The organism is Limnohabitans sp., from assembly GCF_034680285.1.
GTDB lineage: Bacteria > Pseudomonadota > Gammaproteobacteria > Burkholderiales > Burkholderiaceae_C > Limnohabitans_A.
Window position 1 is genome coordinate 1 of sequence record NZ_JAXITC010000024.1, and the last position, 13,077, is coordinate 13,077.

General features: G+C 62.1%; 11 protein-coding genes. 9 read left to right on the forward strand and 2 right to left on the reverse strand.

Features of this window, described 5'->3' with window-relative positions; translation table 11 throughout:
* Positions 1 to 359 precede the first annotated feature (359 nt).
* Entirely contained in the window at positions 360 to 2,267 is a 1,908-nt protein-coding gene (locus SWE17_RS15235) for an ATP-binding cassette domain-containing protein (protein WP_322993892.1), read from the forward strand.
* A gap of 12 nt (positions 2,268 to 2,279) precedes the next feature.
* On the opposite strand, the gene SWE17_RS15240 is transcribed toward SWE17_RS15235, so the two are convergent.
* Positions 2,280 to 3,686, reverse strand: coding sequence for a PLP-dependent aminotransferase family protein (locus SWE17_RS15240; RefSeq protein WP_322993901.1), 1,407 nt, complete (start codon positions 3,684 to 3,686; stop codon positions 2,280 to 2,282).
* Between the two features lie 115 nt (positions 3,687 to 3,801).
* On the opposite strand from SWE17_RS15240, the gene SWE17_RS15245 reads away from it, so the two are divergent.
* From SWE17_RS15245 to SWE17_RS15270, 6 genes are all read left to right on the forward strand, one after another.
* Positions 3,802 to 4,419: a LysE family translocator gene (locus SWE17_RS15245; RefSeq protein WP_322993893.1), complete on the forward strand. Its 618-nt coding sequence runs from the start codon at positions 3,802 to 3,804 to the stop codon at positions 4,417 to 4,419.
* A gap of 7 nt (positions 4,420 to 4,426) precedes the next feature.
* Positions 4,427 to 5,344, forward strand: a complete 918-nt coding sequence (locus SWE17_RS15250) for a DMT family transporter (RefSeq protein WP_322993894.1) — start codon at positions 4,427 to 4,429, stop codon at positions 5,342 to 5,344.
* 22 nt (positions 5,345 to 5,366) lie between these two features.
* Positions 5,367 to 6,551 carry a PLP-dependent aminotransferase family protein gene (locus SWE17_RS15255; RefSeq protein ID WP_322993895.1) on the forward strand — a complete coding sequence of 395 codons (1,185 nt, stop codon included), beginning with the start codon at positions 5,367 to 5,369 and terminating at the stop codon, positions 6,549 to 6,551.
* Positions 6,552 to 6,574: 23 nt separating this feature from the next.
* Positions 6,575 to 7,510, forward strand: a complete 936-nt coding sequence (locus SWE17_RS15260) for a PhzF family phenazine biosynthesis protein (protein WP_322993896.1) — start codon at positions 6,575 to 6,577, stop codon at positions 7,508 to 7,510.
* A 49-nt stretch (positions 7,511 to 7,559) separates the two neighbouring features.
* Complete coding sequence (locus SWE17_RS15265; protein WP_322993897.1) at positions 7,560 to 8,234, forward strand: histidine phosphatase family protein; 675 nt, start codon at positions 7,560 to 7,562, stop codon at positions 8,232 to 8,234.
* 110 nt (positions 8,235 to 8,344) lie between these two features.
* On the forward strand, positions 8,345 to 9,508 hold the full coding sequence (locus SWE17_RS15270) for a hypothetical protein (RefSeq protein ID WP_322993898.1): 1,164 nt from the start codon (positions 8,345 to 8,347) through the stop codon (positions 9,506 to 9,508).
* A 13-nt stretch (positions 9,509 to 9,521) separates the two neighbouring features.
* Here the strand turns inward: SWE17_RS15270 and SWE17_RS15275 are convergent, their stop codons facing one another.
* Positions 9,522 to 10,361: a creatininase family protein gene (locus tag SWE17_RS15275; protein WP_322993899.1), complete on the reverse strand. Its 840-nt coding sequence runs from the start codon at positions 10,359 to 10,361 to the stop codon at positions 9,522 to 9,524.
* A 319-nt stretch (positions 10,362 to 10,680) separates the two neighbouring features.
* On the opposite strand from SWE17_RS15275, the gene SWE17_RS15280 reads away from it, so the two are divergent.
* Positions 10,681 to 12,819, forward strand: coding sequence for a protein-disulfide reductase DsbD family protein (locus SWE17_RS15280; protein ID WP_416235020.1), 2,139 nt, complete (start codon positions 10,681 to 10,683; stop codon positions 12,817 to 12,819).
* 84 nt (positions 12,820 to 12,903) lie between these two features.
* Positions 12,904 to 13,077: uroporphyrinogen decarboxylase family protein (locus SWE17_RS15285; RefSeq protein ID WP_322993902.1), on the forward strand; the 174-nt coding region annotated here is incomplete at its 3' end.

Here is a 13,077-nt window from a genome sequence, read left to right on the forward strand (position 1 = left end):
GCGTTTGTTAGCTAATTAAAGCTAAGTTCCGAAGAACTTGGCAATCACCATCAAACGCCCACGCTTATCGGCTGTATATTTTTAAAGAACCCAGGCAACTCTCATTACCTTATCTTGCTACGCTGCGATCAGCGAAGCCTTGAATTATGACACAGTTTTTAGCGCTGCGTCAAGTTTTTGAAAATTTCTTAGATCGCCAAGATCTTTTCATCAACCAACTTGCTGCTCTTGCTTGGCTTCTTTTGAAACCTCACTTGTGATCAGCGAAGCCCTCGATTATGGCACAGTTTTTTGGTGATTGACAAGTTTTTTGAACCTATCTTCCCTATTTCGTACAGCCCGGCCCGGATAATGGGACCATGGCTTTACTCACACTATTGAACGCGTCCTTGGCTTTTGGCCATGTCGCACTCCTCGATCATGCCGACTTCTCTCTGGAGACGTCCGAGCGCATCGGCTTGATTGGTCGCAACGGCACGGGCAAGTCGTCCTTGCTCAAGATTCTTGCAGGCATGGAGCGCCCGGACGACGGCAACTTGCATCTGCAACAAGGCGTTCGCATTGCTTATGTTGCCCAGGAACCGCTCTTGATTGCAGAGCACACCATCTTTGAAGCCGTACGTGAAGGCTTGGCTGAAGTGGTGCAATGGATCGACGACTACACGCACAGCCGGGGTGACCTCGATACGCTGCAAAGCCAAATTGAGTCACGCGACGGCTGGGGCTGGGAGCAACGCCTTGATGAGACGCTTCAGCGCTTACAACTCGACCCTAACGCCATCGTGCAATCGCTGTCCGGCGGCATGCGCAAGCGTGTGGCCTTAGCCCAGGCTTTGGTGACCCGTCCTGATGTGCTCTTATTAGATGAGCCTACCAACCACTTGGACCTGAACGCCATCACCTGGCTGGAAGACCTGCTGATTGACTTCAAGGGCAGCGTGATCGCTATCACGCACGACCGGGCTTTCCTGGACCGCATTGCAACCCGCATTGTCGAACTGGATCGGGGCAAGCTGCGCCCTTACCCCGGCAACTATGCCGCCTACCAAGTGCAGAAAGAAGAGCAACTTGCACAAGAAGCGGTGATTCAGGCCAAGGCCGACAAACTGCTGGCCCAAGAAGAGATCTGGATTCGCAAAGGCGTGGAAGCACGCCGTACGCGCAGTCAAAGCCGCATCACGCGATTGCAAAACCTGCGGGGCGAGCGTGCTGCTCGCCGCGAAAAAGTAGGCAACGTGAAAATGGAAGTGGCCTCAGGGGTGCCAAGCGGCAAGCTGGTAGCGGAATTGACCGATGTGAGCAAAAGCTTCACCCAGCCAGACGGCTCTGTGCGCACCATCATTCAGAAGTTCACCGGCACCTTGCTGCGGGGCGACAAGATTGGCTTGCTGGGTCCCAACGGCGCCGGCAAAACCACCTTGCTCAAACTGATTTTGGGTGAACTGGAAGCCGACAGCGGCGAAGTGCGTCGCGGCACCAAGATGGAAGTGGCCTACTTTGACCAGATGCGCGATGCGCTCGACCTGAATGCCACGCTGGAAGACTTCATCAGCCCGGGCAGCGAATGGATCGAGATTGGCAACAAGCGCCAACACGTCAAAAGCTACTTAGGAGACTTCCTGTTCTCGCCAGCGCGGGCAACTTCGCCCGTGCGCTCCCTGTCGGGCGGCGAGCGCAACCGCCTCTTGCTGGCTCGCCTGTTTGCCCGCCCGGCCAACGTGCTGGTGCTGGACGAACCCACCAACGACCTGGACATCGAAACCTTGGAGCTGCTTGAAGAGCTGCTGCAAACCTACGAAGGCACCGTGTTTCTGGTCAGCCACGACCGCGCCTTCATGGACAACGTGGTGACCGGCATCATCGCCTGCGAAAGCGCACCGGATCAACCGGGCCTCTGGCGCGAATATGAGGGCTCGGTGCAAGACTGGCTGGTGCAGTCGCAACGCAGCCAGGCCATCCGGGCCCAAGCAGCGCAGCGAAGTGGGTCGACGCCAGCGGCTGCGGTAGCCCCGGTCACGAATACCGCCGCCACGGCCGCTGCAACACGCAGCAAGCTCAGTTACAAAGAGCAACGCGAGTTGGCCGAGTTGCCCGCCAAAATCGAAGCATTGGAAAAAGAGCAAGCTGAGGCCCGCGCGCAATTGGCGGACGGCAGCATTTACCAGCGCGACCCGGGTCTGGCACAGAAGCTGTTCAAGCGCGACACCGAAATCGACGATGTGTTGCTGGCGGCCATGGAACGCTGGGAAATTTTGTCAGTCCGCTGAGCACTGCTGCGCTCACAACAGTTCAGCGCGTGTCTTGGCCAGGGCTCGCCAGAACTTGTCGTCTTGGGTGCTGGCAAAGTTCACCCGCATCAAAGAACCCGGCCTGCGGTCGGCATGGAACAAGGAGCCGGGTGCCAACAGGTACCCGGCATCGTGCATGCGCAGCGCGAGCAGATCAGTGTCCACCCCCACATCCACCCAACCAAACAGGCCCTGCGGCGGTGCCACAAACTGACAACCGTGCGCCAGTGCCAGCTTCACACTGCGGCTGCGGGCAGCGTCCAGCAACTGCGACAAGCGCTCGGTGTGCCGCCGAATGGCGCCTTGCTCCAGGCAAAGCGCCAGCGCCTTTTCAAACAATACCGGAGTGGTGAGCGTGGACAGGAGCTTGGTGTCCAAGAACGCATCTTTCAAGTCGGCTGGAGCGGCCATGTAGCCCACACGCCAACTGGGCGCGAGGATCTTGGCGTAACCGCTGACGTAAATGGTTTTCTGCAAGTCATCGAGCACCGACAAGCGCACCGCATGTGCCGGGGCCATGTGCCCGTAGGTGTCGTCTTCGACCACATGGAAGTTGTAGCGGTGCGCCAAATTCACCAGCTGGTGGGCAACGGGTAACGACAAGCCGTAACCCGTGGGGTTGTGCAAGACCGACACACTGACCATCATCTTGGGCGCATGCAACTGGGCATAGCGCTCCACCACATCCAAATCAGGCCCCGTCTCCAATCGGGGCACGGGCAGGATGCGCACACCCAGGTTTTGCAAACGGGCAAATTCAATGGCCCATCCGGGCTCTTCGACCATCACGCAATCACCCGGACGCAACAAGGTGCGGCTGATGATGTCCAGCGCATGGGTCGCTCCCACGGTGGTGATGAGCTGATCTGGCGCGGCGTGCAAACCCATGCTGGAAAGCTTGGACGAGAGGGCTTCGCGCAAACCGGTGTCCCCTTGCGGCTCACCGTAGCGCAAGGACGACTCGCGCAAAGCCGGGCTGCTCACCACTTTGCGCAAAGCCGCCGACAAGAAATCGGCATCCAACCAATCCGCAGGAAATACGCCCATGCCCGGTTGTGGCTCGGCGCTGGGTTGATGGAACATGCCGCGAATCAAACTCGCGGCATTCACAGGCGGCGGGCTGGGCAACACGCCACCTGCAGCTACAGGTGTGGGTGGGGGTCGTTGCACCCGGTCGCGCACAAAAAAGCCCCGGTTCGGGCGAGCCTCCACCCAACCCTGCGCCACCAACCAATCGTAGGCCGCCACCACGGTGGAGGCACTCACGCCATGTATCTGGGCGCATTGCCGCACCGAAGGCAAACGCGCCCCCGAGACCCACAACTGGTCACGCATGCGCGTCACAAAGCGCTGCGCGAGTTGTTCGGTCAGGGGTTGGCTGGATTCACGGCTGAGCAAGGACATGGGAAGCGTTCAGACAAAAAGTGTGCAGTCAGACGGGGCAATACAGTTTTCAAAATGATCTCGCAAACTGTACCGATACTGTACTCATTTCGGCACTACATTCAAAGGCATGACCTCCTCAGAACTCAGCGCCCTGTTGGTGCTTGCCACCGTGAGCAGCTTCACGCCCGGGCCCAACACCACACTGTCGACCGCCATGGCCGCCAACCACGGCCTGCGCCGCGCCATGCGCTTTGTGTGCGCGGTGCCCGTCGGCTGGGGCATTTTGTTCACCCTGTGCGCCACGGGCTTGGGTGGTTTGGTGGTGGCCTTTCCCCCTTTGCGCTGGGGCATCGTGACGGTGGGCACGGGTTATTTGCTGTGGCTGGCCTCGCGTTTGTGGCACAGCGGCAGTTTGCAGCAGGCCGACAGCGCCAAGCTGCAAGTCGGCTTTGTGCAAGGCGTGGGCCTGCAATTCCTCAACATCAAGGCCTGGATGCTGGCGCTCGCCATCGTGGCGGGTTGGGTGGCAGGGCGCGAAGACGCCACGGCTCGTACGCTGGTGCTGCTGCCCATCATGGTGGCCTATGGTTTTTTCAGCAACCTGACCTACGCGGTGGCCGGCTCGATGCTGCGGCACTGGCTGGCGCACGGCCGCCGCTTGCTGATGTTCAACCGCTGCATGTCGGTGGCACTGGTGGCCACAGCTTTGTGGATTTTGAACGGCTTGCGCCAAAGCGCAGGTTGATGTCTGCATGAACAACACCCCTCAACACCGCGAGAACCTGGGCCTTTGGCTGGGGCTTCTGGGCGTGTTCATTTTTGGACTCACCTTGCCCATGACGCGCCTGGCCACGGGCACGGTGGACGCACCGCAAATGTCGCCCTGGTTTGTCACTTGGGCGCGTGCGGCGCTGGCCGGGGGCCTGTCGCTCGTTTACCTTCTGGCCGTGCGTGCACCACGCCCCACCCCCGAGGAGCGCGGCCCTTTGCTGCTCTCGCTGGCAGGCAACGTGATCGGTTACCCCTTGCTGCTGGGCTGGGCGCTGCGCCATGTCACGGCCAGCCACGCCGCCGTGATCACATCCTTGCTGCCACTGGCCACGGCGGCCGCCGCTGCTTGGCTCATGCACCAACGCGCCCGCTTGGGGTTTTGGGTGTTCGCCGCTTTGGGCAGCGCCTTGGTCGCGGTTTACAGCCTACTGCGTGCAGCACAGATGGGCCACGGCTTTGGCCTGACCTGGGCCGACACCCTGCTCGTGGGCGCGGTGCTGGCCGCATCCCTGGGTTATGTGGCCGGGGCCAAAGTCACAGCCAGCTTGGGCGCAGAAAAAGTCATCAGCTGGGTGTGTGTCATGGCCTTGCCCATCACGCTGCCCGGGGCCTGGCTCACCTGGCCCGACCAAACCATAGCGCCCCTCTCGTGGCTGGCCTTGCTGTACGTGGGCGTGTTCTCCATGTGGGCGGGCTTTTTTGCCTGGTTCCGCGGCCTGTCGCTGGGCGGGCCGCTGCGCGTGAGCCAGCTGCAATTGCTGCAACCTTTCATCACCATTCTGGCCGCAGTGCCTTTGCTGGGAGAATCGCTGGATGCCATGACCCTGGGATTTGCCCTGCTGGTGGTGGCCACGGTTTTCATGGGGCGGCGCATGGCGAACGCCCCCAAATCGAACTGAACAAAAAATTGAGGAGCACAACATGAACTGGAAACTGGCCCAACGCGCCGAAAAAATGAACCCCTCGGTGATCCGCGAAATCCTCAAGGTCACCGAAAAGCCCGGCATCATCAGCTTTGCGGGTGGCCTGCCCTCGCCGCAGACCTTCCCGATCGACGCCATGCGCGAAGCCAGCGAACGCGTGCTAAGGGATGACGGCAAAGCCGCTTTGCAATACGCCGCCAGCGAAGGCTATGCGCCGCTGCGTGAATGGGTCGCACAAGACCTGCTCAAACAAGGCATGCATGTGAGCTCCGACCAGGTGCTGATCACCACCGGCAGCCAACAAGGCCTGGACCTGGTCGCCAAGATCCTGATCGACGCAGGCAGCCGCATCCTGGTCGAAACCCCCACCTACTTGGGCGCACTGCAAGCCTTCACCCCCATGGAGCCTGTGGCCGTGGGTGTGGACAGCGACGACCATGGCGTGGATGCGGACGACCTGCGTGCCAAAGTGGGCACCGGAGCCGACAAAGCCCGCTTTGTGTACCTGCTGCCCAACTTCCAGAACCCCACTGGCCGCACCATGACCGAAGCGCGCCGCGCCGCCGTGGCGCAGGTGGCTGTCGATTCTGGCTTGCCGATCATCGAAGACAACCCCTACGGCGACCTGTGGTTTGATGCCCCCCCCGCGCCCTCGCTGAGCTCACGCCATCCCGATGGCAGCGTCTACCTAGGCTCTTTTTCTAAAATTTTGGCCCCCGGTTTGCGTCTGGGCTACCTGGTCGCGCCCAAAGCGCTCTACCCCAAGCTCTTGCAAGCCAAGCAAGCGGCCGACCTGCACACGCCCAGCTTCAACCAGCGCGTGGTCGCTGAAGTGCTCAAAGACGGCTTCATCGAGCGCCATGTGCCCACCATCCGAGCCCTGTACAAACAGCAGTGCGAAGCCATGCTGGCCGCGCTCGACCGCGAAATGGCGGGCCTGGGCCTGAACTGGAATCGCCCGGTGGGCGGCATGTTCTTGTGGGTGCAACTTCCCAAGGGCCTCAAGGCCATTCCCCTGCTGGCCAAGGCGGTGGACAAAGGCGTGGCCTTTGTTCCTGGCTCGGCTTTTTACGCCGAAGGTGCGGACGAAAGCACCCTGCGCCTGTCGTTTGTGACCGCCACGGTGGACCAGATCAACACCGGCATGAGCGCGTTGGCTGACGCGATCCGCGAATCACTTTGATCAACTTGCATCCAGAAACCGCCATGAAAACCCGCGCTTTCCAACAAGTCGACGTCTTCACCGACACCGCCTTTCTGGGCAACCCGCTGGCCGTGGTACTGGACGGCACAGATCTGTCTGATGCACAAATGCAGGCCTTTGCCCGTTGGACCCAACTGAGTGAAACCACCTTTGTGCTACCCCCCACACCCGAAGGGGCTGCGGGCGGGGCCGATTACCGGGTGCGCATCTTCACGCCCGGCGCTGAGCTGCCGTTTGCGGGCCACCCCACGCTGGGCACTGCCCATGCCTGGCTAAATGCAGGCAACACGCCCCGGCAAAGCGGTCAACTGGTGCAGGAATGTGGTGTCGGTCTGGTCAGCTTGAAATCGGTGGATGGCCGCTGGGCTTTTGCCGCCCCGCCCTTGCAGCGCCAGACCCCAGCACCAGCCCTGCTGGCCGAGGTGTTGGCGGCACTGGGCCTGCACGCCGACGAGGTGCTGGCCGTGCAAGACCTGAACAACGGTCCGCACTGGATGGGTCTTTTGATCGACTCGGTGGACAGCCTGCTCGCGCTGGAACCGGACCATGCGGCGCTCAAGCGCCTGAACACCAAAGTGGGCGTGGCGGCCAAACGTGAGGCCAGCGCCAACCACTCAGCAAATGGCCTGATCCGCCGCGCCAACCGCGAGGCCCGCGCCTTTGCGCCGTCTACCCGCATCACCAACGACCCCACCGATCTGGAAGTACGCGCCTTTGCCGCCCCGGTGGGCATCGCCGAAGACCCGGTCACCGGCAGCCTGAACGCGTCGCTGGCGCAATGGCTGATGGCCGAGGGCCACATGCCGCTCCGCTTCAGTGCCCGCCAAGGCACTGCGCTCGGCCGTGCGGGCCAAGTGTTCCTCTCCAAAGACGCACAAGGCCAAGTCTGGGTCGGTGGCGACGTGGTCGGCTGTATCCAGGGCACCGTCACCCTCTGATCACCCCAGCGACAGGTGAAAACGCACAAGCTGCGCACAATCGCAGCCCATGGGAACCCTCTATCTGGTCCGCCACGGACAAGCCTCTTTCGGGGCCGATGATTACGATCAACTCAGCCCATTGGGCCGTCAGCAGGCCGTGCGCTTGGGTGAGTATTTGCGGCCCAAGCTGCAAGACAAACCCATCGAGGCCGTGATGATGGGCAGCTTGAAGCGCCACCGCCAAACCTGGGAAGGCATTGCCGAGGGCGCGGGTCTGCCCCACACCCCCTCGGTCTGGCCGGGCCTGAACGAATACGACAGCCACGCGCTGATCGAGTCCATCCACCCCGAGCCGCTGGCCAAGCCTGATACGCCGGAGCTGTACCGTCACCACTTTCGACTGCTGCGCGACGCCCTGCAGGCCTGGATGGCCGGACGCACCCAGCCACGCGACATGCCCAGCTACGCCGACTTTGTGGGCGGCATCGAAGCCGCTCTCGACCATGTGCGGCAAAACCACACAGGAGACGTGATGATCGTCTCCAGTGGTGGCCCCATCTCGACTGCTGTGGGCCGGGTGCTGGGCACGCCGCCTGAGACCACCATCGAGCTGAACCTGCGCATCCGCAACACGGCGCTGACCGAGTTCGTCTTCACTCCCAAGCGGCACATGCTGCTGACCTACAACACCTTGCCGCACCTGGACAGTGACGCGCACAAAGACTGGGTCACTTTCGCCTAAACAGAAGGCCGGGCTCATTTTTTGACACCCGGCCAATGTCAGGGCACGTTCATGGTGCACAGGTACATTCCCTAGGAAATACCCCTTCGGTTTGCAGGCAGAATCAAACCATGAACAGTTCAACCGCCTGGTTGGCCCTCCAGTCCTTGGAGGGCGGCATCCAGCTCACCACCCTGCAAGCCGCCGATGCTGACCGGCTGGCTCGCGAGTTGGTGGTTTTGTTGGACGAATGGGCGCTTGCATCAGCCGTTCAGACCTTGACCCTTCCCTTGCAAGGTACACAAGCGGCACTGATCTGCACGCTGCGGCCCGACTTCAGAGCGCGGTGCATGCCGGGCCACGACACCTTGGCCTTGCACGATAAGCTGGGACACACCCCTCAAACAAACGAAGCCTGGGCCTTGGAGCGCGAAATCTGGGTGGCCTTGCTCGGGTCCCCCCACCGTTTTCAGTTTGCCAGCCTCGACTCGCTGACCTCGCACATTCGGGTGCGGCGCAACATGGCCTTGGACGCCCGCAAAACCGCTTTGGCTTTCAAAACCGATGCGGCCGAGCGCCCACAAGCCTTTTGGCAAGACGGGGGCGACGACGCGGGATTCATTTTGCAGCCCGGTCGCTGCTTGGTCGAGGCACTGACCGCAGCCACCCAACCCGATGCCACGGGCAAGCTGTACGACTTTTCTTGTTACCGGGCGACCGAGTACGTGATTTTGTTGGGCATCGCGCAAGAGCTCAAATCCGAAAACCCCGAACTGCTGGCCCAGTTGCAAAGCCTCAACCAAGTCCACGCGGTGCGATCGGGTCAATTCCATGAGGTCTACCTGGTCGAATACGGCAGCATGGAAGCGCCCTTGCCTGGGCGCTTTTATGTGCCGGGCGACCGCCTGTGGTTTCGCAACCCGGATGAGCGCTCCTCAGACGTCACCGGCTACGAAGGCTCGTGGGTCCTCTACATGGGCAGCGGCTTGTTCAGCAACTTCTGGAAGCGCGACACGCCCTACACGCTCGAGTCCAAAGCCATCGAAATCTTCCACTGGAAAGATGGCGCGTACACCGATGCCCGAGGCACGTTGCAGATGGATGAGACAGTGGTCGAAGCTCTGGTGGCGCAAACCGAAGCCAACCCTGCAGCCCGCGCCCAGGTTTTGGAGCGCATGCTGCGCATGCGCGACCCCAAAGGCGTTTATGCCGAAGGCGGTTGCATCGACACCACCCGCGAATACCCCAAGAGCGTGAGCCGCGGGCACTGCGAGTTGGTGCTCCCAAGCTTCTGAAGACCGGCTGTTTTCAGCCCACCGTATCACTCAGGGTGTCGGGCGGCAAACGGTCAATTTCACCCAACAACTGCGCAAGCGCCCGACCCGAGGCGCCCAGCAAAGCCTGGCCTTTTTCGGCAGTGGCGGCCAAAGCGTTGCCTGCCGCGCCGTGGCGGTTGTAGTCCTGCATTTGCCAGCCCAACTTGGCGCTTTTGCCATTGCCCAAAATGGCAAAGCGTTCAGCGCGGTCTTGCGAGGTAGATCGGAAGTTTTGCGCCAAGTCCATGCGCACACGCTCGGGCTGCAGCGCCAGCATCATCGAGGTTTCGGTGTCCCCCGCGTGCACACCAAAGCGGTGTTCCTCGGGCGAGAAAAGCGCATTCACGTCAGCGCCTTGCGCATCGCGCAGCGGCAAATTGAACCAACTCACGCTGTAGACCAACATGCCCAAGCGGGCCCGTAAATCCCGCGCCACGATGTCCATCACGCTCACTTGGCCGCCGTGGGCATTGAGCAAGACCAGCTTTTTCACGCCACTGGCCGCCACAGACTCGCCGATGTCGGTCCACAAACGGATCACGGTTTCGGCCTTGAGCGTCAGGGTGCCCGCAAAACGCGCGTGCTCAGGGCTCAGGCCCACCGTTTGGGTGGGCAAAAACAAAGCGGGCAAGTCGGCAGGCAAGTGCGGCAAGCAAGCCGCCACCACGCCGTTGACCAAATCGGTGTCCACCGACAGCGGCAGGTGTGGGCCATGTTGCTCGGTGGCTGCGACGGGCAAGATGGCGATGGCCCGATCGATGGCACGGCCTGGTGCCAAGGCCTGAAAATCGAGGGTGGTCCAGTCGGCCCAAAAACGCGAAGGGTTTTGCATGTTCGGCATCTTAATGGAGCCCGGGCGTGTACAGTGCCTCTCGCACTGTAAAGAAGCCCCCCGGCCGAGGTCTTGGGGGTCAGAAAGAAGGATTGGCGTGAAAGTTTCCGTGTTCTCGCGTGGCTGGGCCACTGTTCAAAGCTGGGGCTTGGGTCTGGTGGGGCTGAGCCTGATCGCCCTTTTGTGGGCGCCGCTGCCCAGCCAGGCGCAAACTGGCCCTTTGTTTTCGAACAAGTCCCCCCCCGCCAGCACCTCGGGCACGGCCGCCTTGCTCGGCGGTGACAGCCATGTGGTCAACACCGAACAGGTGCGGGCCGAAATGCTCGTGCATGCCCCCGAGGGCATTCGCGCCGGACAAACGTTTTGGTTGGGTCTGCAGATCGAGCACCAGCCGCACTGGCACACCTATTGGCAAAACCCCGGCGACTCGGGCCTGCCCACCCGGCTGCAGTGGCAGCTACCTGAGGGCTTGCAAGCGGGTGACATCGCTTGGCCCCTGCCCAAAAAAATCCCCATTGGCACTTTGGCCAACTATGGCTACGAAGGCCGTTTGCTGCTGACCGTGCCCGTCACGGTGGGGGCGGACTTCCGCTTCCCGGACAGTGGCCCCCTGACCCTGGGCTTGCAGGCCGAATGGCTGGTATGCCGCCAAGAGTGCATCCCACAAGAAGGCCGCCTCAGCTTGAAGCTGGCCTCTGCTGCGCCCCAAAAAACCCACGCGGCTGGGTTTGAAGCGGCACAAAAGCTCAGCACCAAGCCGATGGTACAGCTGCAACAAGGCGGCACTTGGATCACGGGTGGCCAAGCAAGCTTGTCCGCTGACGCCAAGCAGATCAATCTGCGCGTGCACGGCCTGCCTGTGGGCTGGCGTGGCCAGACCTTGAGCGCCTTCCCGGTCACCCACAATGTGGTGCACAACGCGGCCGTGCAGGGCAAAGACTGGACACAAAGCTGGCAAGGCGCGGTTTGGAGCGCCCAGATTCCGGTATCTGAAGAACGTGGCGACAGCCCGAAATCGATGCGCTGGGTGATCGCGGTGGGGCCCGAGTCTGCCCCCAAAGCCCCTGCTTTTGACATCGAAACACCGGTGCAAGGCACTTGGCCCGCGCTGACCCAGGCTGCGCCCGCTGAAATTTCACCCGCCTTGGCCAAAGCGCTTGCCGAGAACGCCAGCGCGGCGCAAAAACCAGCCGCTTCCTCCACCACCGCTTTGGGCCTGACGCTGGCCGTTTTGGGGGCCTTGGTGGGCGGGTTCTTGCTCAACCTCATGCCCTGCGTGTTCCCGGTCCTCGCCATCAAAGTGATCGGTTTTGCGCAGGCCGACACCTCACAGGCCCAACACCGCGCGGCTGGCATGGCCTACACCGTGGGTGTGGTGCTGTCGTTCATGCTGTTGGGCGGCCTGATGCTGGGCCTGCGGGCTGCGGGCGAGCAACTGGGCTGGGGCTTTCAATTGCAATCCCCCCCCGTGGTGGCGGGCTTGGCGCTTTTGTTCACCCTGCTGGGTCTGAACTTGGCGGGTGTTTTTGAATTTGGGCAGATGCTGCCCAGCAGCCTGGCCACGCTGCAAAGCCGTCACCCCACGGTGAACGCCGGTTTGTCGGGCGTGCTGGCCGTGGCTGTGGCCTCGCCCTGCACCGCGCCCTTCATGGGGGCATCTTTGGGCCTGGCCATTGCGCTACCCGTGTGGCAAGCGCTGCTGGTCTTTGCCGCCATGGGCGTGGGCATGGCTGTGCCTTATCTGGCGGCCAGCTGGTGGCCGGGCATCGCCCGCGCCCTGCCGCGCCCCGGGGTCTGGATGGAAACTTTCCGCCAAGCCATGGCGTTTCCGATGTTTGCCACCGTCATTTGGCTGCTGTGGGTGCTGGGTCAACAAACCGGCATCGACGGGGCGAGCAGCCTGCTGGCTGGGCTGCTCACGGTCGCCTGGCTGGTGTGGGCGCTGGGCCTGAGCGGCCGCACGCGTTGGGTCTTGAGTGGCCTGGCCTTGGCCACTTTGCTGTGGATGGGCAGCACTTGGTTGCCGCAGGCATTGCGAGAAGCACCGACAGCCCCGATAGCAAGCACCAGCCAAGCTACACCCGGCAAATTGTCCAGTGCCAACGGTGCCACTACTTGGCAAGCTTGGTCCGAAGCGGCCGTGCAAGCGCAGCTGGCCGCAGGCCGCCCGGTGTTTGTGGACTTCACCGCCGCTTGGTGCGTGACCTGCCAGTACAACAAAAAAACCACGCTGGCAGATGCCCGCGTGTTGGCCGACTTTGCGGCCAGGCAAGTGGTGCTGATGCGGGCCGACTGGACACGCCGCGACCCGGCGATCACGCAGGCGCTCACGGCACTAGGCCGCAGCGGCGTGCCGGTCTATGCCTTGTACGCCCCCAGCCGTACACCCGTGCTCTTGTCGGAGCTGCCCAGCGTGGCCGAAGTGCAAAGCGCACTCCAAGGCATCCCCGCTCGTTAAGCCCCCTCTGTTGAAGCGCACCAGTGTCGCGGATGGCCCTCAAAGGGCCGTTGGTTCCCGTTCGCGGCCTGCCACAATAAGGGCATGAGCTCATTTGCCCCACTCCAAAACGACACCTTCCTGCGCGCTTGCCTGCGCCAAGCCACCGACCACACCCCCGTCTGGCTCATGCGCCAAGCTGGGCGGTATTTGCCCGAGTACTGCGCCACCCGAGCCAAGGCCGGCAGCTTCATGGGCTTGGCCACCAACGTCGACTAC

What these genes read in the sequence shown, in the direction of transcription:
- SWE17_RS15265 (WP_322993897.1), top strand. Translation starts at nt 7,560, where the DNA reads ATGGGAACCCTCTATCTGGTCCGCCACGGACAAGCCTCTTTCGGGGCC.
- SWE17_RS15255 (WP_322993895.1), top strand. Translation starts at nt 5,367, where the DNA reads ATGAACTGGAAACTGGCCCAACGCGCCGAAAAAATGAACCCCTCGGTG.
- SWE17_RS15270 (WP_322993898.1), top strand. Translation starts at nt 8,345, where the DNA reads ATGAACAGTTCAACCGCCTGGTTGGCCCTCCAGTCCTTGGAGGGCGGC.
- SWE17_RS15235 (WP_322993892.1), top strand. Translation starts at nt 360, where the DNA reads ATGGCTTTACTCACACTATTGAACGCGTCCTTGGCTTTTGGCCATGTC.
- SWE17_RS15260 (WP_322993896.1), top strand. Translation starts at nt 6,575, where the DNA reads ATGAAAACCCGCGCTTTCCAACAAGTCGACGTCTTCACCGACACCGCC.
- SWE17_RS15245 (WP_322993893.1), top strand. Translation starts at nt 3,802, where the DNA reads ATGACCTCCTCAGAACTCAGCGCCCTGTTGGTGCTTGCCACCGTGAGC.
- SWE17_RS15280 (WP_416235020.1), top strand. Translation starts at nt 10,681, where the DNA reads ATGCTCGTGCATGCCCCCGAGGGCATTCGCGCCGGACAAACGTTTTGG.
- SWE17_RS15250 (WP_322993894.1), top strand. Translation starts at nt 4,427, where the DNA reads ATGAACAACACCCCTCAACACCGCGAGAACCTGGGCCTTTGGCTGGGG.
- SWE17_RS15275 (WP_322993899.1), bottom strand. Translation starts at nt 10,361, where the DNA reads ATGCAAAACCCTTCGCGTTTTTGGGCCGACTGGACCACCCTCGATTTT.